We start from the raw sequence: 23,805 nt of genomic DNA, 5'->3' as shown, positions 1-23,805 counted from the left end.
GACAACTCCTGTCTCACCACGCCAAAGACGCGGGTTTTGAGAGGAGTCGCATTCCTTGCAACTGCCGGCAGTTGCTTCGGATTAAGGTCTTTAATCCATGTCGCAACTGTACTCTCCAATACAGTGGTATCCATCATATAGCTTACACGGTTCACCCTCGGGGTCAAGCCCCGAGGCACTCTCGCTGTATCTCTGTGTAGAGGCCCCACCACATTATCTCGGTCGGTCCGCAAACGTTCTTCGCCACACTGCACCGCAGTTCGAGAGTCAAGGCCACTACGGGATAAGGAGTTTCTGAACGCTGTGGCTTGCTGGACTACCAAAGTTACTCCCCTCACGAATAGTTCGTCTATGCCGCTTCGCGTAGGCTCTTCACATCTTCTTTCAACCGTGTTGCGTACTTCACTCGGAGATCACGCGCTTCGCGCGGACTGACGATCTCACGTCCAGCGATCTCCCGTGTTATAGTGTCGTACTCCTGAACGTCGAACCCCAACTGCTGCAGGTATCCGCTGACTGTCTCCGACTCGATACCCTCGTGGATTGCCTCCTCGGCGTAGTCGCACACCACGTCGAACGTCGGGATCGTGATCGTGTCCTGCCCGATTTCGGCCTCGTCACCATCGATTCGAACGACGGAGTTCGGTATCTGTTCCATCACCGCGTTCGCCTCTCTCGTGAGGCGGAGAATCTGGCTCGGGAGCGACGCGTCGGGCGACCGCCACTCAACGGTCGGCATCTCCTTGCGCAATCTGACGGGCGTCCATACGACAGTGTTGGGTGAGAAGTTGGCGTCGACGTCGTCCCCATCGACGCCCGCTTCGATGGCCGCGGCTTTGAACTCCTCGAATCGGTGTTGGAGTCGTGTCTCCCACTCTCCGACCGTCTCTACGTAGTCCCAGAGCTGTCCGTGCTTTGGATAGTCCTCGTAACATTTCTTCCGATAGAGGTATGCACGGGCGCTGTTTGCGACGTCCGTTCCCTGAAAGTACGGCGAGGAGTTGAGTAACGCTAGTGCCGGATCGAGTGCGATGAGGGTATTGAGTTGATCGACGACGTTCTGTTGTTCGAAGTGAATGTGTGTTCCGGCACAGTAACTTGCGTAGTCGAACTCGGTTCCGATGACGCGTTTCTGGATTCGGCCGCGTTCGCTGGAGAGTCGTTCGATCTCCTCGCAATTGATCGGCGTCCCCAGCGGAACGAGAAGCTTGTCCAGCTCGTCGGCTCGCGCGAGAATTTCGTCGAGTTGGTCGATGAACGTCGCGCGGAGATCTGCCATCGTCTCACACGGAGGTGTTTTCAGCTCGAATAGGGGTTTGACGAATTCCTTCTCGGTGTACTCCGAGACGTCTGTCAACTCCTCGGGCGTTGTGAGTCCCCCATCTGAGTTGATCACCCAGTACTCCACCTCGATAGCTTTCTTCACACTGATTAGTAAGGCAGTGAACGGCATAGGGCTGGTGCCGGCTACACGACTCCGTCCCATCGGGTGGTGTATCCGATTGGCGTGACGAGTGCGGCATTCACACCCATCGGTTACATCTTCATCTGATATATTCGGAAGACGATTCCAACCATACGGTCGTGCGAGCCTTTCGAAAAGATGACATAGCCGTAGAGTGAGCCCAGAGAGGGCGACAGCGGGAGACCGCCTATATTTTCAAGAAGAGAATGATCAGGTTGATCACCATCATTGCCACGAAGCCAACGAGCCAGAGTTCCATATCAATCACCTCCGTTAGAGTCGGAAAATGGGTTTGACGTGTTCTGGAACGTTCTCACCGCTGGCTCCGTCGGTCACGTACGAGACGAAGATCGTCACGGTGATCGACACGGCGATCGCGATGAAATAGAAGTCCATCCCGATCGGGAACGCGTATCCGAGCTGTGTCGCAGCCAGCAGTGTGACGTTGAGCAGGAGTGCAGAAGCAAGTCCAGCAGTGACGCCTTCTCGGCTTGCGCCCTTCCAGAGGAGGCCGACGACCACAGCAGGGATCGTCCCACTGACAAACGTTCCCCAACCAAAGGTACCGAGGATCGCGACGAGATGGCCGCCATACAGTCCAAAGAGCACCGAGCCGATCCCGACGACAAGAACTGCGGCCCGCCCCAGCCATGTTTCTCGCTGTTCGGAGACCTCCCAGCCCATCGCCCGCACGAAGTCACGGGCAATCGCGCCGGAGGCGACCGACAGGAAGAACGCGGCGGTGGACATGATCGCAGCGACCAGCCCCGCGTAGATGATCATCCGCAGGATGATGTGCAACCGTTCGACGAACTCGAAGGCAGCCATGTCGGGGTTCGAAAGCGGTTCGACGCTTCCGGAGGCGACCAGATAGAGTGCAACGAAGCCGATGAGCAACCAGAGGATGCTCCCCACGGCATACGTGACGCCACTGACGAGGCCGACGGTTCGCAGTCCCTTCGGGTCATCGATCGAGAACATCCGCTGGAGGACTTGGGGCTGGCCCATGACGCCGATGCTGAAGACGATCGGCCAGATCAATAGCAGACCAGGTGCGGAGCTTTGAGCGAGTCCCCACCCGTCAAGCAACCGGGGAGTAAAGGCCTTCGCCACATCTCCGCCTGTGAGCTCACCGGCCTCAACAACAGTCATGGTCGTGCTCTCCATCCCGCCAGCGATCTGGAAGAAACCAACGACGACACCGACGACGCCCACGAGCATCACTGCTCCCGTGTATGCCCCTGCGAGCTGGGCCGACGCCATGCCACCGACGGCGACGTAGACGGTGATAAGCCCGAACACGAGCCAGACGGCGGTCTCAACCGAGATGCCGAGGATCACCGAGAGGACGTAGCCGCCGCCGGCGACCTGCGAAGCGAGGTACGCCCAACACGCGATAAAGAGGATCAACGAAAGGATCCCGCGGATCGCGCCACTGTTAAACCGCTCGTCGGCGATGTCCCCGAGCGTGCCAATGTCAGCAACGTCGGCCATCCCACGGACGCGCTTACCGACGATCCAATAGGCCATCGCAAACCCAAGGCCGCTGGCGAAGGTCATCCACAGCGAAGACGTCCCCATCTGGTAGACGAGCCCCGGGCCGCCGATGAACCCGAAGGCGCTCATGACCCCGGACATACTCGCCAGCGTAATGACTGCCGCACCGAACATCTTTGTCGCACCATAAAACTCGTCGGAGGAGTCGACCAGGCGCTTGCTATAGAGGCCGACAGCGAACACTGAGAGAATAAACAGTGCGACGAAGCCGGGAACGAGCACGTCGATCATTGACTACGCACCTCCACAGGCTCGTCGGCATCCTGTATGTCGCTCTCCGCGCTCACCCGCTCGACCTCCTCGAGGAACCGGTCCCACTCCCCGTCCGGCAAGAAGTGTTTCCGAAAATAAATCCCGTAGGCGAGGGTGACCGTCATGAATCCACCGACCCAGTAGAGCCAGTAGACAGCAGCGAAGGACGGGTGCATTCCGGTAATCAGAAACTCCGGGGAGCTGCCTGCGAACGCATTCGAGTAGTACTCGGTCAGGGTGAACGCCGATAGCTGGAGCCCAGTCCAGATTCCAAGGGGGTAGACGAGCAGCTTCGTCGAAATGGTCCCGTTGGAACTCGCGCCGATAACGAACCACGGATGAAAGAGGAATGCCGAGACGAGTAAGGCGATGAACCAATAGCCAGCCAGCCCGAGTCCGAGCACAGCAGTCCATAGCACACCGCTTGCGAGCATGAGCTTCGAAGTCATTCCTTCGACGTTGAGCTCGCCGTCTAACATGTCGCTGCCCTCTCGGTGGTCGCCTCGTGACTCCAATTCCTGCGCTCCAGTTCGCGCCGTTGTATCCAGGTTGTATGTCGCATGTGTACATCACTCGTAAGTGTTCACGAAGCCGCCATCCCACAGCAGGTCATCGCCGTTCAGGTGTTTGCCGTGACGTGAGAGCCCGAACGCGAACAGATTGCCAGCCTCGACCGGTTCCATCATCTCAGAAGATCGTGCCTGTCCAAGCATCACGTCCTCGACGACCTCTCTCTCAGAAATACCACGCTCTTCGGCCGTATCCTCGATCTGATTTAATACGAGAGGTGTCTTGACGTAGCCAGTACTGACCGTGAACGCACGGATATCTCCGTCGCCCTCAGCTGCAGTCGACTTGGTTAGCCCTCGAAGACCGAACTTCATCGTATTGTAAGCGACCTTATCGCGAGTCACGTAGTGGCCGTGGACGGACGCCATGTTGGCGATCGCGCCGACGCCGTCCTCGGCCTCACGGATGTGTGGGAGCGCCAGTTTCGTGAGATACATCGGCGCACGGAGCATCACCCGGTAGAGCAGGTCGAACATCTCCATCGGGAATGACGTGATCGGTGAGATATGCTGTATGCCAGCAATGTTTGCGATGTACCGAAGCTGTCCCGCATCGGCAGCCGTTTCAACAAGCGCCTCGATCTCGGCGTCGTCAGTCAGGTCACAGGCAACCGTCTCGAGAGCGCCCTCGACCGCAAGGTCATTCGCTTTCTCGGCCGTCTCGTGGAGACCGTCCTCGTCAATGTCGGTCGCAATCGTCGTCAAGCCGTTTGCCGCCAAGACGAGCGCCGTCGCACGGCCGATCCCCGAGGCCGCGCCGGTTACGATTGCCACGTTCTCCCTCGTAAACCGTGGATCATCGAGGTGATGGATCGAGTCGGCAGTGATCTCGGGTGGTTCAATACTGTTGTGAGTGTCGGCTTCCCCGCTCATGCGACTGGAGAAACGGACGGTATCTGGTTCAAACGGAAGGTTGATATGTAATCACTGCCGCCGGCTTGCGGTTTTGACCGTTGATTCCTGAAGGAATTTGAATACGTTCTCGAGATCATGTCGGCAGCGCTCGATGCAAGTGGCTACTCGATCGACGACCCACGAACGCGCCGTGCACTGAACGAGAAGTTGGATGTCCGCTTTGCGACAGTGGGCCCGATCTACGAGGTCGAGAGTGAGAGTGGTGGCTACCTACGAGGTCGATATCGAGGCAACAACGTGTACCTGTCCTGATTTCGAGCAGCGCCAGCCAGACGACGGCTGCAAGCATCTTCGCCGTATCGACCTCGAGATCCGGACGGGACGTGTCCCTGCGCCAGATTGGACGTTCAGCCGCTGACTGTCGAGTGATCTCGTCACTCGAGACGGATTGTATCCCCCGGAAGGGGTACGGGGGCTCGAAGGGAGTCCACCGCAGCAACCCATGAGACAAAGAGAGGCAGCAATCACATCAACAGACGTTGAGACGACTCAGTTCCTGAACCGTGGGATCGCTAGATGACTGACCGCGATGAGTGTCGGATGCCGACGTGTTCGGAACCTGCTCGCGATCGTGCAGGATATGCTGGTCGGTTCTGTTCGGACAGCTACGAGGTCCGCTACGAGCACCTCCAAGCCGACGCTCGAGATGCTGCAGTGGACGAAGCCGAGGATCGGTTCTGATGCTCGAGCAAATCGATTACCGTGGCAAGCGGTTCACGATCGGTGACGAGGACGTTGTCGTCGACGTCGCTCGTGAACGGTGTCGGCGAGCCGAACTACTCGAACGACAAACTCAGCGAGAGATCCGTCAACTCGAGCGTGCGAAGGCAGTCGCTGGACCAGACGGTGCTAATCCGGATGTGTAGGTACTAAAGCAATGATACAGACCGATAGCGCGGACCTCCGTCTTCAGGCGAAGATCAAGCGGGAGGCCCGGTGCAACACCCGCCGTCGGTGGCCGGAGTGGATTTCGTTCGTAATCGTTTTCGTGTGGTCCCGCGTAGCACGAAGTGCGACGAATACCGTGAGAGGCCGTCCCCGAACCACAAGGGGTGGCGGACCTGCGGTGGTTCGCACGGCGATGACATGGTATTCGATGGAGTCGTTCGAAAATCGGAGATTTTCGTGATCACGAGAGGCAATGCCTCTCGACCGACCTCATTGGCCGGGCCACAGCCCTAGACGAGGGAGGAAATCAAAGTTCCCCCGGTGTCAAGCGAGAGCTTTGCTCTCGCGGAACCGTCGGAAGACTGTGTCTTCCGAGATGTCGCTGGTTCCCTCTGAGTGCGGGTTGGAACCTTGAACGCTACACTCGGCGGAAATCCGATGATCGGATTTCTCCGCGTGAACGCGGAGGAGGTCAAGTGACCTCGAGCGATTCATTCTGCACACGGTGTGTTTCGAGTGTCGAAAAGCGATACGTCCGGTGGATCAAGGACAAAAATCAGCGCCGGACATGACTGAGGGGTGAGAATGATCGGACAATGTCGCGCATAGCGGATTACGCGACAGATGATGTACCGATGTCTTTGTTCTCCGCATCGAACACACCCACACACCACTCTGCAAGTGTTCGTGGCCTTCCGAAAGAGTCCAGGTAACAGATCAGGAGAGACCCACTTATAAAAACAGGATTTAACACGGTTTTGAGGAGTGTCTTTCTTGCACTATTCCACGGATCTTCTCTGCTCTAGGCGTTTTAGAGGGCGTTTCTATATGACAGCAATTATAGCAACAATAACAACATTCATGTTAGTACTAGCTAGTAGTATAACATCCAGTTGAAATACTGAATATGACCCGATCTACAGAATCGTTGTGAGTGGTGAGATGCCGAATTTCTAGTGTTTCAGTGTGGTCTAATCTATTGTTTTCCCTCCTTATTCATTCATAACAGGTATTTCATATGGAACTGGAGGGAGGCTTTCGTGAACGGCAGAACACTTGCAAAGTGGTGTGTGTGTGTGTCCTGCTGAAGAACACTTGTAACACTTGCAGGGTGGTCAGCAAAGTTTATGTTGGATTCGTTTGACTTTCTAGCTATGACTGATCTCGACGAAAATCCGTTCAATACAACGGACCCAATATTTAAACAAAAACAAATCCTCAAGAAGGATGAAATGCCTGACAAAATCTTTCATCGAGACGATGAAATCCAGCAGTACACAATCGCTCTCGAAGACATCATAGTTGGGCATGATCCAAACAACGTCTTCATCTACGGCCCGACTGGTGTTGGGAAAACCGCTGTCACACTCTGGATGCGGAACAAGCTCAAGGAGAAAGCTGCGGAAACCGGCGTCCCGTTGAATGTAGTCGGGCCAATCAACTGTCGGAACTACAAATCAGCATACGCGCTCGCCACAGCGCTCGTCAATGATTTTCGTCCGCCTGACGACCAATTACCGAACAGCGGATACTCCACTGACAAAGTATTCGACTTTCTGTATCAAGAAATCGAGAACGCTGGTGGGAACGTGCTTATCATTTTAGACGAAATCGATAACATTCCACCGGATGCTCGAAATGATTTCCTCTACGAGTTACCTCGCGCTGAAGCGAACGAGAATACGCCGATCACAGACGCGAAAATCGGGTTAATCGGTATTTCAAACGATCTAAAATTCGTTGACGTGCTCGAGCCAAAAGTCAAGTCCACGCTCGGAGAACGGGAGATTAAGTTCGGGCCGTACAACGCGAATGAGCTTAACGATATTCTGGAGTATTATGCTGACATGGCATTCAAAGATGGTGCCCTTGAAAAAGATGTAATCCCGCTTGCAGCTGCATTCTCTGCACAAGAGCGCGGTGACGTTCGGCAAGGAAAACGGATCTTACAGAAAGCGGGTGAACTCGCCCGTATGGACGGTAAAGAAATCGTGACTTCTGAACACACGCACGAAGCGACAGAAACCGTTGAAACAGACGAGATCTTGGATTATTTTGAGCAGGATCTCACATCGCATCAAGCGATGACGTACTTAGCGACCGCACTCGCAGTTATTGAACCGAAGCAAGAAGCAACGACGAAACGGATTTACAAATTATATTCGTCTGTAGCGGAATCAGTCGTATCCCGTGTGAAGAGTGAACGGAAAATCTACGAGTTCTTGGATCAATTATCCATGCAGGGCTTAGTACGATCGGCTGAGCAGAACCTTGGACGTGAAGGTGGTCGGCGGTACGTGTACGATATTACAGACGACCCACGTGATATTATTGCGGCTGCCCGCAAGTCATCGTACAACAATGCTGTTCCGAGTAATGTAGATGAAATGTTAGCCTATTATTTGGAAGAAGAAGCATCTGAATACGAAGCACCAGATATCTCTGATCAACATCAAGAAAATCTATGGAAATTCACGTAGACTATACAGACTTTATTTCGATACAATAGTGAACACTTGCAAGATGGTGTCCTAATGTACATCAAGAACACTTGCAGGGTGGTGTCCCAGTGAGCCCTATTCTTCTATAGGCTCTGTATTCTACAGATCAGGTAGGCTGAATATCTTCCAAAACTGCGTGGTTTAAAATCGCCCCAAATGGGGCACTTTAGCGCGTCTTAGCAGAGAAAACACTTGCAGGGTGGTGTCTATGTTATACCGTTGCTTTTGTTCGATTGTTGCTAAATGATCTAGAAATCCAGAGTAGAGAACACTTGCAGCATGGTGTCCCCACCAGACACGCTTTTCACTACGAGCACCTCCAAGCCGACGCTCGAGATGCTGCAGTGGACAAAGCCGGGGATCGGCACTGATGATCGAGCAGATCGATCACCGTGGCACGCGTTTCACGGTCGGTGGTGAGGACGATGTCGACAACGCTCGTGAACGCTGTCTGCGAGCCGAACTACTCGAACGGTAGGCTCAGCGAGAGCTCTGTGAGCTCGAGCGTGCGAAAGCCGTCGCTGGACCAGACAGTGCGAATCCCGACACTGAGCTACTCGAACAATGACACCGAACATCTCAAGTAATAAATAAAATAGATCGAGTATCTCGTGGCGTGACCTTGAGCGATTCATTCTGCACACGGTGTGTCTCGAGTACCGAAAAGCGGTACGTCCGGTGGATCGAGGACAAAGATCAGCACCGGATAGACTGAGGGGTGGGAGTGATCGGATAATGTCGCGCGCAGCGGATCACGCGACATATGATATATCCGATGTCCTCATTATCAATTTCTTCCCGATTCCCAGTCAAAGGCACACGCTGAGAGAAACACATACTCCCCCACCCCAGTGTGTCCAGTGTCTTTGATCACTGACCCATTATCCGACACTGTTATATGTAGCAGACGGGAACTTAACATTGGTAGCTAATGTCGGATGTAGCTCTTACGGGGACAGGTATGACGTCGTTTGGATCGCATCCCGACCGGACGGGAAGAGACATGTTCGCAGAGGCCGGCCTCGCCGCTCTCGAGGACGCAGGTGTCCCTGCTGCGGACGTTGATGAACTCTTTTACGGCAATTTCGTCGGCACCCTCTCGGAAGGGCAAGGCCACCAGGGACCGCTCATGGCAGAAGCGCTCGGGACGACTGCTCCCTCGCGCCGAATCGAAAGCGCGTGTGCCTCGAGCGGGGTCGCGGTGCGTGACGCCGTCCGTGCGATCAGAAGCGGCGAGGCTGACGTCGTCGTTGCCGGTGGCATGGAACGGATGACGAACATGGGGACGGCCGGGGCGACCAAAGGACTGGCCGGCGCAGCCGATGATCTCTACGAAGTCCGGTCGGGCGTCACCTTCCCCGGCGCGTACGCGCTGATGGCACGTGCCTACTTCGACGAGTACGGCGGGAGCCACGAGGATCTGGCTCACATCGCGGTTAAAAACCACGACAACGCGCTGGTCAACGACCACGCACACCTCCAGCAAGAGATCACGGTCGAGGACGCACTCGGCGCGCCCGAAATCGCATCTCCCTTCACACTCTATGACTCCTGTCCGATCAGTGACGGGGCATCCGCGCTCGTGTTGACCTCGCCGGAGTACGCCGACGAGCACGGCCTTGACGCCAACGTTGCGATCACCGGAGCCGGCCACGGCGGCGATACGATGGCGCTGCACGATCGCCAGTCGCTCTCGCGGACGCCTGCAACCCGCGACGCCGCTGGGGAAGCCTACGATGACGCCGGCATCGAGCCCAGCGACATCGCCATCGCAGAGGTCCACGACTGCTTTACCATCGCGGAAGTGCTGGCGCTCGAGGCGCTTGGGCTCTACAGTCACGGTGAGGCGATCGGAGCGGCCCGCCGTGGCGAGACGCGCCGGGATGGTGAGCTGCCGGTGAACCTCTCGGGCGGCCTGAAAGCGAAGGGCCATCCGGTGGGTGCGACCGGTGCCGCCCAGGTGGCGGCCATCGCGACGCTGCTCGATGGCACGCATCCGCGTGCCGACGCCGTCGACGACGACGCGACGGTCGGCGTTGCCCAGAACGCCGGTGGGACGGTTGCCAGTGCGACCGTTCACGTTCTGGAGGTGATGGAGTAATGACTGACGTGACCAACGGCGAGTACGACGCGTTCCTTGACGCGCTCGCCGAGGGCGAGGGCTATTATCTCGTCTGCGAGAACGAGCACGGCCTGCTGCCGCCACGGCGTGCCTGCCCACACTGTGGCGACCGCGAGCTCACGGAGCGGGACCTCCCGAAGTCCGGCGAGATCGTCACGCACACGACCGTGTTCGTGCCGACGCCGCAGTTCGAGGACGACGCACCCTACGTCACCGCTGTCGCCGACTTCGACGGCGTCCGACTCACGGGTGTCGTGCGAGGCATCGCTCAAGAAGACGTTGCGATCGGCGATCACGTCACCGCGACCGTCGAATCCAACGAGACGGCAGACGAACGAACGATCGTCTTCCGTCCAACGGAGTAAGACTAGCTGTAAGAAATAATCAGTTCTGTATTTGTCACATGAACCTCATAGCACAGACCGATGTCGCAAGGGAAACGTACTGGGGAATCACCAGCGTCGAGTATGCGGTGTTTTACTTCCTTGCGTTCGTCACGGTTGCCGTCTTCACTTACGGTGTCTACCGACGGTTCGCTCGGTACACGCAGGGTGACGGGGAGTCGTTCCCTCGGCTCGACGATCTACAACGCCGTGTCGTAAGCGCGGCCAAGATCGTGCTTTCGAACGAAAAGCAGTTCAACAGAGACCTCTACGGCGGCTTGATGCACTCGTTTATCCTCTGGGGGTTCCTGACGTTGTTTATCGCGACCTCCATCCTGATGGTCGAAGAGTATGCCGCGAAGAAACTCCTCGGCCTCTCGTTTTGGAATGGTGACTTCTATCTCGCCTACCAGTTCATGGTCGACGCGATGGGCCTGCTGTTCGTCGTCGGCATCGGCATGGCCCTCTACCGGCGCTACTGGGTCCGCAACCACCGTCTCTGGGACCGCCACACCTCCGCTGAGGACGATCTGTTCATCTGGACGCTGTTCGCCCTCGGCATCGGTGGCTTCCTGCTCGAGGGACTGCGCGTCTACAGCGCCGGGATTCCTGACCACGAGGTCGTCAGCTTCGTCGCCTACGGGATGGCACTTGGCTTCGACGCGCTCGGGCTGGCGACGCTGGGTCCCGAGCAGGCCGGGCTCAACGGGGCTGGGCTCAACGTCGAGAATCTTCACTGGCTCGCGTGGTGGACTCACTCGCTGGTCGCCTTCTTCTTCATCGCGTGGATCCCCTACGCCAAGCCGTTCCACATGCTTTCGTCCTTTGCCAACGTTGTCACCCGGGATGAGAAAGCGGGCCAGCGCCTCCCGAACGTTCCTTCGGATCTGGACGCGACCAACGCCGAATCCATCGACGACTTCACCTGGAAAGAACTGCTCGATCAGGACGCCTGTACCAAGTGTGGCCGGTGTTCCTCGGTCTGTCCCGCCAAAGCTTCCGACCGCCCGCTCGACCCGCGGAACGTCATCCTCGACCTGAAATCCTACCGCGAAGACCTCGAGGCCGGCGGGGAGGACCAGCCGATTGTCGCCGACGGCGGCACCTCGGTGATCAACGCCGAGACGATGGAGTCCTGTATGGCCTGTATGGCCTGTATGGACGCCTGTCCCGTCGAGATCGAGCACCTCAAGAGCTTTACCCGGCTCAACCGCCAGCTCACCGATCAGGGTGACATCGACTCGAGCATGCAGGATGTCTTCCAGAACGTCATGCAAAACGGCAATACCTTCGGCGACTCACCCCGCAATCGCGGCGACTGGACTGAGGAGCTCGAGTTCGACGTGGCCGACGCCCGCGAGGAGGAAGTCGACTACCTCTGGTACGTCGGTGACTTCCCCAGCTACGATGAGCGTAACAAGCAGGTCGCGCGCTCGCTGGCCACGATTTTGAAGGAAGCCGACGTCAGCTTCGGCATCCTCTTCGACGACGAGAAATTCGACGGCAACGACATCCGTCGCGTCGGCGAGGAGTTTCTCTACATCGAACTCGCCGGCCACCACGTCGAGACCTGGGAAGACTGCGAGTTCGATACGATCGTCTGTACGGACCCCCACTCCTACAACACCTTCAAAAACGAGTATCCCGAGGTCGACTTCGAGGAGTTCGCCGACGACCCGATGATGCCCTTCGAGTACGACGAACAGTGGAACGCAGACGGCGAGATCGACGTCCTCCACTGGACGCAGGCCGTTGAGGAACTCGTCTCCGAGGGCCACCTCGAGCTGTCGGGGACGGAACTTGACTACACGGTCACCTACCACGATCCGTGTCATCTCGGCCGGTACAACGACGAGTACGAGGCTCCGCGAGAACTCATCACAGCCACGGGCTGTACGTTAGACGAGATGCCCCGCAACCGCGCTAACTCCTTCTGCTGCGGTGGCGGTGGCGGTGGCCTCTGGATGGACTTCGAAGAGGAGCCAAAACCAAGTGAGGAGCGCATTCGTGAGGCGCTCGAGGATACTGACGCCGGCAGCGGCGTCGAGAAGTTCGTCGTCGCCTGTCCGATGTGCATGACGATGTACGAGGACGGCCGCAAGACCGGCGGCTACGAGGACGACATCGAAATCGTCGATGTCGCTGAGCTCATCGTCGAAGCCATCGGCAAAACGGACGAAGCGAAGGTCGAGGTCGCCACGGACTAAGAAGCTTTGACATCCTTCTCCGCGTGAATGCGGATGAGAATGTCAATTCAAAAGATCCGCTATTGATCGGTCAGTCGTACTTTCGAAAACCCATGTCGCGGGCCATCTCTCGAAACGACTGCCGACACAGCCAGATATCGTACTTGCCGATCAAGCCCTGTTCTCGGCCAGTGTCTCTGCAGACGCGTTGGTTTCCGGTACGTCCGCTGTTCGCGCCGATACTGTCATTTGCTTTACTTTTAGGGTCGATCGACGATCCATTGGTCATATCAACTCCTCCGCTTTCCGTCTCAATGAGGGTTCGACCGTCGTGTCCTCGGAGAGTTCCTCGAGAGTCGTCATGGCATTACAGTCGGCTAAACCGTTGAGTGCGTGTCGACGGAACTCACCGCGGAGACCGCCCATTCGGACGATAATTCCGAGGTTCGTCGCCTCTCTCGCTCGAACGAGCGAATCGATCGCCTTGTACCGTTGCGTTGATGAAACGTTCTTCTTGACTGCCGTTTGGAATGTCGTAGCCATCGTTCAGTAGGTTCTCTGGTCAGTTATCGTGCGTCCTCGAGGGTGCAATACGATCCTTCGTGAGCCGAAATCCACGCTGTCACCAGCGAGTCCTCGGGCGAGATCGAGTAGATTGTACACAGGTTCGGACCCGAATCCATCGATTCAATGATCGCACAGCACTCCGGTGCCGGGTGCTCGGCCGACGATGTGAATCTCGTATCGGTCACGTGGTCAGTCAGGTATTGTCGCTTAATCCGCGATTCCGATCTCTTCTTGGCCGTCGTGTTCGGGGTTCTCTGCCCCATCTCCGTTAGCATCTTCGGGTGGCTCAAACGTCGGGAAACGATCGTTGAACGTCTCCCAGTCGGCGTCCATCTCCTCGTCGGTGAGCAGACAGCGCTCGAGATGTTCACGGATCGACTCGTGGTCAATCTCGGTACCGATCAACACTAGTTGACTGCCGCGGTCGCCCCACTGGTCGTCCCACATCTCTTGGAGTTCGGGGTACGCTTCGAGCTGTTCGTCGCGTTCCTCTGGCGGGAGGGTTGCGATCCAATTCCCAGCGGGTGCGACCCGAATCGACTGTCCAGCGACGTTCAACATGAGCGCCATCGCTTCGCGCCCGGCGAGCCAGAAGTGGCCCTTGGATCGGACGACGTTCTCGGGGAACGCGTCAAGTAGTTCAGCGAACCGCTCAGGATGGAAGGGACGCCGCGCCTCGAAGACAAACGAGGTCACGCCGTGTTCTTCTTCGGCCGATTCATGCGGAGCTTGGAGCTCCTGCATCCAGCCGGCTGATTGGCTTGCTTCCTCGAAGTCGAACCTCCCAGTGTCTACCACCGCATCGACGTCTACCCGACCATGGGTCGTTCGGACGATCTCGGCGCGGGGCTGGAGGATCTCTAGGGTCTCTTCGATCTCGTCGAGTGTCGCCTCGTCGACGAGGTCACACTTGTTCAACAGGAGGATATCACAGAACTCCACCTGTTCGACGAGCAGGTCACCGAGGTGTTTCTTCGTCCCGTCATCGTCGAGGATCTCGTCCGACTGCATCGCCTCGTTGAACTGGTGGGCGTCGACGACCGTCACCGTCGTATCGAGGTGACAGTTCTCGAGCGGCTCGATACCTGTCTCCTCGTAGAACTCAGTGGGATCGAGATCCGACTGATCGAATCCAAGCGTCAGCGTTTGCGCGACAGGTAGTGGTTCGGCGACGCCCGTCGACTCAACCACGATCGCATCGAACTCCCGATCGCGTGTGAGTCCGCTGATCGCGTCAAGCAGGTCACCACGCAGTTCGCAGCAGATACAGCCGTTCGAGAGTTCGATCAGCTCCTCTTCGTCCGCCGAGATATCAGATGATTCGGCGACGAGGTCCGCGTCGACGTTGACGTCGCCCATATCGTTGACGAGTACGGCGAGATCTCGGTCACCGCTCTCGCGCAGTATGTGATTGAGTGTCGTCGTCTTGCCGGCACCGAGCGTTCCGGAAAGAACTGTCACGGGGATTGTCTGCTCGTCCATGTGTTGACAACATCAACCCACATAGTAATATAAGTTATCACTCTATGAGAAGAACTTATTAACAGTCGCAGATTATGTTCGGACACCGACGCGACGAACCTCGTATGACGACATGCAACTCAACCCGGAAATTCGGCTGTATCATCGTCGGGGGAGGAATCCACGGAACGTATCTCGCCCAGCGGCTCCTCGAAGACACTCCCGTCAATAGGTCCGACGTTCTCATCGTCGATCCCCACGACCGATTGCTGGCGTCGTTCCGCGAGAAGGCGAGAGCCTGTGGCATGGAAGCGCTCCGATCGACGTTCGTTCACCACGTCGGAACCGAGCCGTTTGGTCTTGAGAGCTTTGCCGAAGCGAACGATCGGGGAGATGAACTCGTCCAGACGGTCGACTACCCGCCGCGGCCATCACTTGATCTTTTTCTTGATCATTCAGAGTATGTGATCAAACGGAAGGACCTCGAATCGTTGCATCGTCGGGCCGCCGTCGACGCTATTCACGAACTGCCCGGCGCGACGGGACTTCGGCTCGAGACGACTGCGGGACCACTCGACACCGACCATTGCGTTCTGGCGATCGGCCACGGCAATCGGTATCGGTGGCCCAACTGGGCGGCCGGTCTCGACGGCGTCGAACACGTGTGGGATGGGTTCGATCCTAACGCTTCGGTCGACCGAACCATCGTTGTCGGCGGTGGCATCACGGCCGCGCAACTCGCGTGTACGTTGAGCGAGACGCAGTCGGTAGCCCTGCTCTCACGACACCCGCTCGAGTGGGAGGTCTCAGAGGCGGATCCGCCGTGGATTAACTGGTCGTACGTCGAGCGGAACCTCCACGTCCATCCGCCGGGCTCGAGCGACCGACTCGACGTAATTTTGGATGCTCGACACACCGCGACGGTTCCGCCGTATCTCTACGCCGAGTTCGAGAACCGAATCGACGACGGCGTGCTCACACTCACACAGGGAGAAGTCGACTTAGCGGCGGAAGAAGACGAATCGGTTCGGCTCTCCCTAGGCCACGGGTTGCAGTTACTCGGAGACCGCGTCGTCCTCGCGACTGGATTCGAACCGGTATTCGATCACCCCCTCATCGACCGAATTGCTGACGAACTTGGACTATCTCGTGGCTATCGAGAGATGCCCGTTCTTGACGACGACACGCTCGCTTGGCAGCGCGACGACGAACGATTTGTTCCGTTATATGTCTCCGGGGCGCTTGCTCTCGGGTCCGTCGGTCCGTACGCACCCAACATTCCGGGAGCTAGACGAGCCGGCGATCGGATTACGGCAGCCATCACGCGACGTCTTCACCGTTCTGGAGCAGGGGGTACGAGCGAATCGGTTCACGAAACGGACGTGTCCGATTGACTCACCACAGTCTGGCGGCGACGAACGTGTTCGATTCCGTTCGCCTCAGCTGCTGTATACGTGTTCCCCGATGAATGTTCGAGTTCAGTTATCAGTCTGTCCGGCATTAAGACGCTGATGACCGTCATATATCACAGACAGTATTAAAATGTAATGGGTGTTATTAGGTCTGCGGATATCACAATGAATGACTAACAATTTAGTACCCATAGTTCATAACTACCTCTCGATGAGCGATACCATCCCAGTAACCGTGCTATCAGGTGCGCTCGGTGCCGGCAAGACGACCACACTCAACCACGTCCTGACCGAAGATCACGGTCACGAGGTCGCTGTCCTCGTCAACGACATGGGCGACGTCAATATCGACGTCGAACACATCGAACAACAGTCGGAACTCTCACAGGCTGACGAAGAGGTCATCGAGATGTCTAACGGCTGCATCTGCTGTCGGCTCCGCGGCGATATGCTCGACGCCGTCGGCGAGCTGGTCGAGAACCGCGAGTTCGACTACCTCCTCGTCGAGTCATCCGGCATCTCGGAGCCGATCCCTGTCGCGCAAACGTTCGCGCTCGGCTTCGAGGATACGGAGTACGATCCCACCGACGACTACCACCTCGACACGATGGTATCGGTCGTCGACGCCCACGCGATGTACAAGGGATTCGATTCCGGGAAAGCGCTCACGAGCGACGAACCGGCCGCCGGGACCGATCGCGTGCCCGAAGAAGTGCTGCTCGACCAGATCGAGTTCTGCGACGTTCTCTTGCTCAATAAGTGCGATCTTGTCCCCAGCGCGGACCTTGATGAAATTGAGGCTGTCCTGAAGGCGCTGCAACCGCGTGCGAAACTCGTCCGCACCGAGTTCGGGCGTGTCGATCCAGGGGAAATTCTCGATACGGGGCGGTTCGATTTCGAGGAGGCGCAAAACTCCGCTGGCTGGAAACACGAACTCCAAGGGGGACACCATCATGACGCCGCCGCGGAGGAGCACGGCGTCGAATCGTTCGTCTTCCGGGCAGATCGCCCGTTCCACCCTGAGCGATTCGCAGACCTCCTGCGGAACCTTCCGTCGGCTATCATTCGTGCGAAGGGGTTCTTCTGGTCAGCTGGCCGTGAAGACGTTGCGATGGGCCTTGACAAAGCAGGCCAGTCGGTACGAGCTGGCCCCCAAGGACAGTGGATCGTAACGCTTCCAAAGCAGCAACAACAGCGCTACCTCCAAGCAACCCCTGGCCGTGAAGACGAGTGGGACGACCAGTGGGGAGATCGCGGTGCCAAACTCGTCTTCATCGGTCGTAACTTCGAGGCAACTGAAATGAAGGCGTGGCTCGAGGACTGTCTGCTCAGCGACACGGAAATGGACGAAGACTGGAGTACATACCCCGATCCGTTTGGAGTCGAAGAACGGGAACTCGCACTCGCGGACGACTAGGTCGGCTTCTTTTTGCGGCGGCCCTGTGCGATTTATCGTTCCTCGTCTTCGGTCCCCCCGTCGGCTTTCGGTTCACTGGCAGTGTTGTCGATTACACGCGTAAACAGTTCGCCGGGACGGCCGATACGGAGCCACGCTCGCGTTTGAAGTCCGAGCCGACGACCACCCAACGACAGCACGTAGAGTCCAATTCCTGTGAGGACGATGGTTCCGCCTGCTGCGATCCCGTACTGATACGAGAGCGTAACACCGGTGATGACAGTGACTTCGGCCACGAGGACGCCCACAAGTATCGATCGCTTGAAACTGCGGGCACTGTCAGCCGTTGCGACCGGAATGACGAGCATCGCGGCGACGAGGATGACGCCCATGACCTGCATCGCGCTGACGACGACGAGCGCGGTCAGGACGACCATCAGCCGGTTGTACCATACGACGCTGATACCGGCTGCCCGTGCTGCAGTCGCGTCGAAGGTGACGTACAGCAGCGGTCGATAAGTGATCACGACCGCCACAGAAACAAGACCGGTCATGAGGACCAAAAGGCCCACACTTGCCCTCGACACTGTCGCGAGCGATCCGAAGAGGTACGCGTCGATGCCGACCGCGATGCCGCCGTCGGTCGCCGTGATAAGCACGCTTCCCAGTGCGAAGCCCCCGGTCAAGATCATCGCCAGTGAAGTGTCCGTCGTGACGTCTCCGTACTGGACCAGCAGTTCTACGAGCAGCGCTGTTCCAATAGCGACGACGAGCGCGCTGTGGATAGGCGACAGTGACAGCGACAGGGCATTGTTGACGAACAGGCCGACGGCGACACCGGCAAAGGCCGTGTGTGCGAGAGTGTCCGCGATCATCGACATTTCTCGGTGAACGAGGAACGTGCCGACCAGCGGGCCGATGACACCGATACAGATCGCAGCGAGATACGCACGCTGCATGAACGCATATTCGAGTACCGGAAGGCCAAGCGCTTTCGCGAGCGCCTCCATGAACGCCCCGTACGCGTCTTCAAGGAACCAATTGAACGGTGCGAACGCGAACAGCTTCAGCGTCAACAGGGAGGTCATCTCGAACATGGTCAGTGATCATGCTCGAGGACGGCCCGCCCGTCACCGTATGCGTCGGCCAGTGCGTTCGTCTCGGCGAACGTCTCGGGGTCGCCGTGGAAGTGCAGTTTCCGGTTGATACAGGCGATCTCGGTGGCGTGCGTGGTGACGACACCGATATCGTGTTCGATGAGGACGATGGTGATTCCGGTTGCGTTGAGGTCGCGGAGAAGGTCGTAGAACGCGTCTCGAGACTCGGCGTCGACGCCGACAGTCGGCTCGTCCAAGACGAGCAGGTCCGCTCGCGCGGCCAGCGCACGAGCGATAAATACGCGCTGACGCTGGCCGCCGGACAACCGTCCGACACGGCGCTCGGTCAGTTCGGTCAGGCCCACGCGTTCGAGCGCCTCGTTGATCGCCTGTCGGTCCGAATCAGAGAAGCGACCGATGAGACGGTGTGGGTACCGGCCCATGGTGACCGCTTCGCGGACGGTGACTGGCATACGACTGGCCGCTTTCGTCGCGTGCTGGGCGACGTAAGCGACCCGTTCGCCGTCGTCAAACTCATGTGCTGGCGTGCCGAACAGCCGAACCTGCCCGCTGTCTGGGCGGCGCAGACCAAGCATGAGTTCGACGAGCGTCGTTTTTCCAGACCCATTCGGGCCAACGAGACCCAGAAACGTGCCCGGCTCGATTGTGAGTGACACGTCGTCGACCACGGGCCGGTCGCCGAAGGCGAACGACACGTCGTCGGCGGTCACGACTGCTTCCGGGGCCGTCTCGACTGTCGCCCCGGTCATCGCCACTCACCGGAGTCGACGAAATCCTGGTCTCGTGCGGTAATCCAGCGCTCCATCTGAACGACCGGCGCTACGTCTGGCGGGTAGATCGTTCGCTGCGCTGGCCCGTCCACAGGATCGACGACGGCCGACGCCAGTTGTGGTGGCTGGTCACGGTCGCGACGGTCGACCCAGTCCGGGTCGGTCTCGCCTCGATGCGGCTCGCACTCACCGGTCATTGTGCGTCGAGTGCCTTCCGCAGCGTGGGAAGATTGACGTTTTTCATGACGTCGACGTATCCCCAGTCGTTGTCGGCCCACTCCTGTGTCTGTCCGGGAATCGACGTCAGCGGCAGTACTTCCGTGGCGTCAGTCTCGGCAACGAGCTGTTGGGCAGCCTGCTGGGATTCCAGTGGATCCGAGCAGACGTACTGGAGGTCATGTTCACTGATGAGTTGCTGGGCCTGTTCGATGTCTCTCGGGGTTGGCTGATCGTCAGGAGAAATGCTCGTCAGCGTTTTCACCTCGAACCCGTAGCGAGCGCCCAGATAGCCGAACGCGTTGTGACCGGCGACGAAGACGACGTCTTTCGAAGCCCCTTCGAGACCACTCTGGAGCGAACTGTGCAGGTCGTCAAGTTTGTCTTTGTACTGCGTTGCATTGCGCTCATATGTGGACGAATTCTCGCTGTCTACGTTCGCAAAGCCCTGTTGGATGTTGTCTACGGCCGTCTTTGCGCGGACCGGATCGATCCAGAAGTGCGGATCCATCCCACCTGCGTGTCCGTGCCCGTGGTCGTGACCGTCCTCGTTCTCATGATCGTCTTCCGTTTCGTGACCGTGGTCGTGTCCACCGACCGCTTCCGTTACTTCAGGTGTAACTGACGTGCCGCCCTCGTTCGACAGCGCCGCGTTGAACTCCGAAGGGACGTGCTGGGCGAATAGCACGTAGTGCCCTTCTGACTCGACCTGTAGTGTGTATGTCGTTGCACCATTTTCGGCGAACTCGAGCGTGTAGAGTGACTCTGACGACGGAGAGAGTGTTCCATCAGCCTCAACCGTCGTGTGTGAACTGTGGTCGCTCTCGTAGAGCGAATGTGCGGTCTCTTCGACGTGGTGGATACCGTGGTCGCCACCCTCGTCCGTCGAAAGGACGGCGAGGTGCATCTGGGGGTCCGGACCCTGCTCGAACGTATAGGTGTACGTTCCTGTCTCGAGATGATAGAGTCCCGCCCACTCCCATGGGGGCGATTCACCGCTGTGCCCAGGCTCATGGAGTTGGACACCGGCACTAGCATCGACGACAGCGACGTCCGCACCGTCGGATTCGATCGTTTCGACAATGTCGTCGGCCCACGGCTGGAACCCTTCCATTCCGTGAATGAACAGGTTCGATTCGAGGACGGTCTGTTGCACCCTCGGACCTGGCTCCCAGCCGTGTCCGTGCTGGCCGACCGGGACGAGCGTTTCGCCGGTCGCTGCGTCGCCGGCGACCTGTGAGGCGATATCACCGAATACGAAAAATGACGCCTGGCCAGTCGTCCCGCTCGACTGTCCGCTGCCCCCCAGACAGCCAGCAAGTGCACTTGCAGCGACGGCTCCGATTCCACCAGTGACGAATCGTCGGCGTGTGTGTTCTGCCATCAGTTGTTAACACAGACGAAGTAGATAATAAGTACTATGATTTTTGGCCAGAAGTTAATAGCAAAGAAGATTCAGTTACACGGCTGGAAGCAAGCAGTACTCTGCACCATTGAAAGTGTTCCTGGAACTATTTTCACAATATTAGAAGTGAAACTGGAAAATTGTACGAAATCGAAAGTAGGAAAATCGATACGAGTTGCCTGACGAGCACTCAGAACAGGGGCGTTGCAGTAAGAATCACCGTATAACGACAAATCACAATGTGGGTTGCTGAATCGAGTCAACGGGAAATAGTGAATATTTGACTTGTACGTCTTCGTTCGTCGCTTCGACGTCGCGCACGAATTTCGAGACATCAGTGAGATCGCCTTCAATAATGAACGTCTCGACACACCCCCGGTCATCACAGATACAACTGTGGGAGTTCGACCGAACTGCATCAGCATGCGTGTGACGGAGTTCAGTCATTTTCGTCTCCACTGCCCGACTATCGTAAGGGAATAGTGCTGTCACGATAGCAATGATTTCCCGATCTTCGAGTGACTGGTCCTGAAATTCCCGGATCAGTTTCCGTCCGGCTTCCCGGAATACCTCACTCCGTCCCGAATAGTCGTGTATCTCGACGAGTTCGTCGATCTCTTTAAGAAGATCCTCCGGCATGGACACGCTGACGATTCCCATATGATAAATTGACCTTCAAATATAATAAAAGCTATTATCGAAAGAACAGGGTTTTGGTATATTTCCTATGAAGTTACAAACCTATCAGCAATATAAGCATTACTAGTATGGTGGGTCAAAACGCACTCCACTAGAGATCGCCGACAGATTCATCGAAGTCTCGACGGTTATTCGCTACTGATACACAAGCGAGTAACATTCATGCGGATGTAAAGCAGTGCTGCTCATCCACTGTTGTCTCATACTGCTGAACAGAACTACGTGAAGCCGGTCGCTCTCTTCGCACGGGCGCAGAGCGCCCGTTCGAATGGTCAGCGGGACCGGAGGTCCCACACAACTTGAGGCCGGAAGCCCCACCTCGAAAATGCTGAACTGCCAGTCGATTCTCCACTTGTTGTCCGAAATCCAGTTGCTCACGCCACTGTGAGTGCGTCGATCCAGTCGTCCGACTGAATCCAGGCGTCTTCGTTCTGTTCGTCGTAGACGATCAACTGGTTGGTTTCCGTCTGGACAGCCGAATAGTGCTCGAGCGGGGCGGCGTCGACGCCGATCGTTGGCTGCTGGTCGCGGTGTGTTGTATCTGTGGACATGGGATCTCTCCTCGATTGCTTACCTTACACTACTAGGTTACACTTGGTAACGTATAAGCACTCGCGAACCACCTCGTTAGGAGGTTACCGAAAACTCAGTCGTCCACGGACGTCGGCTCGTTTGTCAGCACCGAGTCGGAAATCGAGTAGAGCGATTGTCTCGCATCACGAAAATATATTCGTTCACGAAGAACGCCGGCATCCCGAAGCGCATCGAGTGCGTACCGAACGGTCCGTTTGCTCAGCCGAGTTTCGGTTGCGATTTGACTCTGCGTCATCTCACCATTGACGTCGAGAACTTTCAATACGAGTTTGCCACTCGGTGGAAGGTCGTAGAGTTGGTCCGGAACGTGAGTCATGATTTTACGTTGCTCGTGTCGTCACATATGCTTTCAGCGCCGATGCAACGACTATACACGACCGTAACGGTCACACCCGAGCAGAGACGTGTTCGTCGACGCGCTCATCGAGTAGGGACCTGAAGGACCACTACATGATTACTTTCGACATGGCGGAATCTCCGCCTGGCACTCGCCGATAGCCCGATTGGATAGGTTCCGGCGGCTCAGCTCCCAGAAATTCAATCGGGGAAACTCGAGAGATGGCAGCCTTCGGAGGGCTCTCTCCTTCGATACGAATCGACGTTACTGCTGGGTAATGGCATTACCTCTAGCTTAGCTTACAATTATGTGGGGCGGTCGCGAACGAAGTTACTGAAGGTAACTACAAACATGGCCACTGAAGCACAAACGACAACTTCGATTAGTACCGTCACGCCCGTCGATTGGGCAGCAGGAGCGATTGGCGGCTTCGTTGGCAGCGTCCTCTTCGGCCTCATCATGCAGTATGTCATCCCGGCACCGATGCTCGAGATGGCGATCCCCGCAATGTACGGCATTGAGGGACCGGCCTTGCTCGCGGGATGGGCGATCCACCAGTTTCACGGCGTCGTCCTCGGCCTAGCCTACGTCGCACTCGTTCAGTTCGGGCCGCTTGCCGACCCCGCGAAGCGCATCGGCCCTGCAATCGGACTCGGAATCGGTTACGGAGTGCTGACAACTGCCGCTCTCGCGGTCCTCGTAATGCCGATCTGGCTTTCGACGCTCGGCTTCCCCGGTGCACCGCCGTTCCCGAACGTCGCAGTTCCCGGCACGATCGTGAGCCTCGTCGGCCACGTCGTCTACGCCGTTCCCGTTGCGCTGGCGTATGCGCTCGTTGCTCGAGACGACACTCACGACGAGGGTAAGTAGCGTATGAGTGTTTGTATCGTATCACACTCACTCGGGGAACGTACACGTGAGCAGGACGTATCGACCGACAAAGAATAGTATTGACTAGTAACTTGGTTACAACACGTAACTATATACTGTTC

Annotated in this window: 24 protein-coding genes and 2 pseudogenes; 11 read left to right on the top strand and 15 right to left on the bottom strand. The window is 57.3% G+C overall.

Translation table 11 applies throughout. The annotated features are described in order from the left end of the window. Nucleotides 1–349: 349 nt before the first annotated feature. The 4 genes from BDK88_RS19400 to BDK88_RS19385 form a co-directional block, all read right to left on the bottom strand. Nucleotides 350–1,426 (bottom strand): glutamate-cysteine ligase family protein, encoded by a 1,077-nt coding sequence (locus tag BDK88_RS19400; RefSeq protein ID WP_130501797.1) that lies wholly within the window; start codon nucleotides 1,424–1,426, stop codon nucleotides 350–352. A gap of 312 nt (nucleotides 1,427–1,738) precedes the next feature. Beyond that, entirely contained in the window at nucleotides 1,739–3,253 is a 1,515-nt protein-coding gene (locus tag BDK88_RS19395; protein ID WP_130501796.1) for a sodium:solute symporter family transporter, read from the bottom strand. Further along, nucleotides 3,250–3,753, bottom strand: a complete 504-nt coding sequence (locus tag BDK88_RS19390; protein ID WP_130501795.1) for a hypothetical protein — start codon at nucleotides 3,751–3,753, stop codon at nucleotides 3,250–3,252. The genes BDK88_RS19395 and BDK88_RS19390 overlap by 4 nt, the downstream gene beginning before the upstream one ends. Before the next feature lie 90 nt (nucleotides 3,754–3,843). After that, nucleotides 3,844–4,716 carry an SDR family NAD(P)-dependent oxidoreductase gene (locus BDK88_RS19385; RefSeq protein ID WP_130501794.1) on the bottom strand — a complete coding sequence of 291 codons (873 nt, stop codon included), beginning with the start codon at nucleotides 4,714–4,716 and terminating at the stop codon, nucleotides 3,844–3,846. A gap of 126 nt (nucleotides 4,717–4,842) precedes the next feature. Between BDK88_RS19385 and BDK88_RS19380 the strand changes: the two are divergent. The 8 genes and pseudogenes from BDK88_RS19380 to BDK88_RS19350 all read left to right on the top strand — a co-directional run. Then, nucleotides 4,843–5,116 (top strand): annotated as a pseudogene (locus BDK88_RS19380) (hypothetical protein); the annotation flags it as partial. Between the two features lie 158 nt (nucleotides 5,117–5,274). After that, nucleotides 5,275–5,439 (top strand): hypothetical protein, encoded by a 165-nt coding sequence (locus BDK88_RS21415; protein WP_165397012.1) that lies wholly within the window; start codon nucleotides 5,275–5,277, stop codon nucleotides 5,437–5,439. Beyond that, nucleotides 5,439–5,624 carry a hypothetical protein gene (locus tag BDK88_RS19375; RefSeq protein WP_130501793.1) on the top strand — a complete coding sequence of 62 codons (186 nt, stop codon included), beginning with the start codon at nucleotides 5,439–5,441 and terminating at the stop codon, nucleotides 5,622–5,624. Before BDK88_RS21415 ends, BDK88_RS19375 begins: the two co-directional genes overlap by 1 nt. Nucleotides 5,625–6,800: 1,176 nt before the next feature. Further along, the gene (locus BDK88_RS19370) at nucleotides 6,801–8,126 is read left to right on the top strand and encodes a Cdc6/Cdc18 family protein (RefSeq protein WP_130501792.1); all 1,326 of its coding nucleotides are present in this window, start codon (nucleotides 6,801–6,803) and stop codon (nucleotides 8,124–8,126) included. 391 nt (nucleotides 8,127–8,517) lie between these two features. Continuing rightward, nucleotides 8,518–8,715, top strand: a pseudogene (locus tag BDK88_RS19365) (hypothetical protein). A gap of 363 nt (nucleotides 8,716–9,078) precedes the next feature. Next, complete coding sequence (locus tag BDK88_RS19360) at nucleotides 9,079–10,248, top strand: thiolase C-terminal domain-containing protein (RefSeq protein WP_130501791.1); 1,170 nt, start codon at nucleotides 9,079–9,081, stop codon at nucleotides 10,246–10,248. Continuing rightward, entirely contained in the window at nucleotides 10,248–10,634 is a 387-nt protein-coding gene (locus BDK88_RS19355) for a Zn-ribbon domain-containing OB-fold protein (RefSeq protein ID WP_130501790.1), read from the top strand. Before BDK88_RS19360 ends, BDK88_RS19355 begins: the two co-directional genes overlap by 1 nt. Before the next feature lie 38 nt (nucleotides 10,635–10,672). Then, a complete protein-coding gene (locus tag BDK88_RS19350) occupies nucleotides 10,673–12,859 on the top strand; it encodes a (Fe-S)-binding protein (protein ID WP_130501789.1) in 2,187 nt (728 codons plus the stop codon). Between the two features lie 70 nt (nucleotides 12,860–12,929). Here BDK88_RS19350 and BDK88_RS19345 read toward each other — a convergent pair whose 3' ends face one another. The 4 genes from BDK88_RS19345 to BDK88_RS19330 are packed head-to-tail and all read right to left on the bottom strand — an operon-like array spanning nucleotide 12,930 to nucleotide 14,887. Next, the gene (locus BDK88_RS19345; protein ID WP_130501788.1) at nucleotides 12,930–13,127 is read right to left on the bottom strand and encodes a 30S ribosomal protein S14; all 198 of its coding nucleotides are present in this window, start codon (nucleotides 13,125–13,127) and stop codon (nucleotides 12,930–12,932) included. After that, nucleotides 13,124–13,381: a hypothetical protein gene (locus BDK88_RS19340; protein WP_130501787.1), complete on the bottom strand. Its 258-nt coding sequence runs from the start codon at nucleotides 13,379–13,381 to the stop codon at nucleotides 13,124–13,126. Before BDK88_RS19340 ends, BDK88_RS19345 begins: the two co-directional genes overlap by 4 nt. 23 nt (nucleotides 13,382–13,404) lie before the next feature. Next, entirely contained in the window at nucleotides 13,405–13,668 is a 264-nt protein-coding gene (locus BDK88_RS22565; protein ID WP_449406711.1) for a DUF7511 domain-containing protein, read from the bottom strand. Further along, nucleotides 13,613–14,887 (bottom strand): GTP-binding protein, encoded by a 1,275-nt coding sequence (locus BDK88_RS19330; RefSeq protein WP_130501786.1) that lies wholly within the window; start codon nucleotides 14,885–14,887, stop codon nucleotides 13,613–13,615. Before BDK88_RS19330 ends, BDK88_RS22565 begins: the two co-directional genes overlap by 56 nt. A 104-nt stretch (nucleotides 14,888–14,991) precedes the next feature. Here BDK88_RS19330 and BDK88_RS19325 point away from each other — a divergent pair, with 104 nt between their 5' ends. Next, nucleotides 14,992–16,260, top strand: coding sequence for an FAD/NAD(P)-binding protein (locus tag BDK88_RS19325; RefSeq protein ID WP_130501785.1), 1,269 nt, complete (start codon nucleotides 14,992–14,994; stop codon nucleotides 16,258–16,260). A gap of 229 nt (nucleotides 16,261–16,489) precedes the next feature. Next, nucleotides 16,490–17,695 carry a GTP-binding protein gene (locus BDK88_RS19320; RefSeq protein WP_130501784.1) on the top strand — a complete coding sequence of 402 codons (1,206 nt, stop codon included), beginning with the start codon at nucleotides 16,490–16,492 and terminating at the stop codon, nucleotides 17,693–17,695. A gap of 32 nt (nucleotides 17,696–17,727) precedes the next feature. Here BDK88_RS19320 and BDK88_RS19315 read toward each other — a convergent pair whose 3' ends face one another. From BDK88_RS19315 to BDK88_RS19290, 7 genes are all read right to left on the bottom strand, one after another. Further along, nucleotides 17,728–18,771, bottom strand: a complete 1,044-nt coding sequence (locus BDK88_RS19315) for a metal ABC transporter permease (RefSeq protein ID WP_130501783.1) — start codon at nucleotides 18,769–18,771, stop codon at nucleotides 17,728–17,730. Nucleotides 18,772–18,773: 2 nt separating this feature from the next. Beyond that, nucleotides 18,774–19,541: a metal ABC transporter ATP-binding protein gene (locus BDK88_RS19310; RefSeq protein ID WP_130501782.1), complete on the bottom strand. Its 768-nt coding sequence runs from the start codon at nucleotides 19,539–19,541 to the stop codon at nucleotides 18,774–18,776. Then, on the bottom strand, nucleotides 19,538–19,759 hold the full coding sequence (locus tag BDK88_RS19305) for a DUF7511 domain-containing protein (RefSeq protein ID WP_008014840.1): 222 nt from the start codon (nucleotides 19,757–19,759) through the stop codon (nucleotides 19,538–19,540). The genes BDK88_RS19310 and BDK88_RS19305 overlap by 4 nt, the downstream gene beginning before the upstream one ends. Beyond that, the gene (locus BDK88_RS19300) at nucleotides 19,756–21,162 is read right to left on the bottom strand and encodes a metal ABC transporter substrate-binding protein (RefSeq protein WP_130501781.1); all 1,407 of its coding nucleotides are present in this window, start codon (nucleotides 21,160–21,162) and stop codon (nucleotides 19,756–19,758) included. Before BDK88_RS19300 ends, BDK88_RS19305 begins: the two co-directional genes overlap by 4 nt. Nucleotides 21,163–21,417: 255 nt before the next feature. After that, a complete protein-coding gene (locus BDK88_RS19295) occupies nucleotides 21,418–21,843 on the bottom strand; it encodes a CopG family ribbon-helix-helix protein (RefSeq protein ID WP_130501780.1) in 426 nt (141 codons plus the stop codon). 413 nt (nucleotides 21,844–22,256) lie between these two features. Beyond that, nucleotides 22,257–22,433 carry a hypothetical protein gene (locus tag BDK88_RS21410; protein WP_165397011.1) on the bottom strand — a complete coding sequence of 59 codons (177 nt, stop codon included), beginning with the start codon at nucleotides 22,431–22,433 and terminating at the stop codon, nucleotides 22,257–22,259. A 95-nt stretch (nucleotides 22,434–22,528) separates the two neighbouring features. Then, on the bottom strand, nucleotides 22,529–22,792 hold the full coding sequence (locus tag BDK88_RS19290; protein WP_130501779.1) for a helix-turn-helix domain-containing protein: 264 nt from the start codon (nucleotides 22,790–22,792) through the stop codon (nucleotides 22,529–22,531). A gap of 372 nt (nucleotides 22,793–23,164) precedes the next feature. Here BDK88_RS19290 and BDK88_RS19285 point away from each other — a divergent pair, with 372 nt between their 5' ends. Continuing rightward, on the top strand, nucleotides 23,165–23,683 hold the full coding sequence (locus BDK88_RS19285; RefSeq protein WP_242611737.1) for a hypothetical protein: 519 nt from the start codon (nucleotides 23,165–23,167) through the stop codon (nucleotides 23,681–23,683). Nucleotides 23,684–23,805: the final 122 nt, after the last annotated feature.

This window comes from Natrinema hispanicum (genome assembly GCF_004217335.1).
In the GTDB taxonomy this organism is placed as follows: domain Archaea; phylum Halobacteriota; class Halobacteria; order Halobacteriales; family Natrialbaceae; genus Natrinema; species Natrinema hispanicum.
Note: the sequence above shows the minus strand (reverse complement) of the source record. Positions and strands in the feature narration are given on the sequence as shown.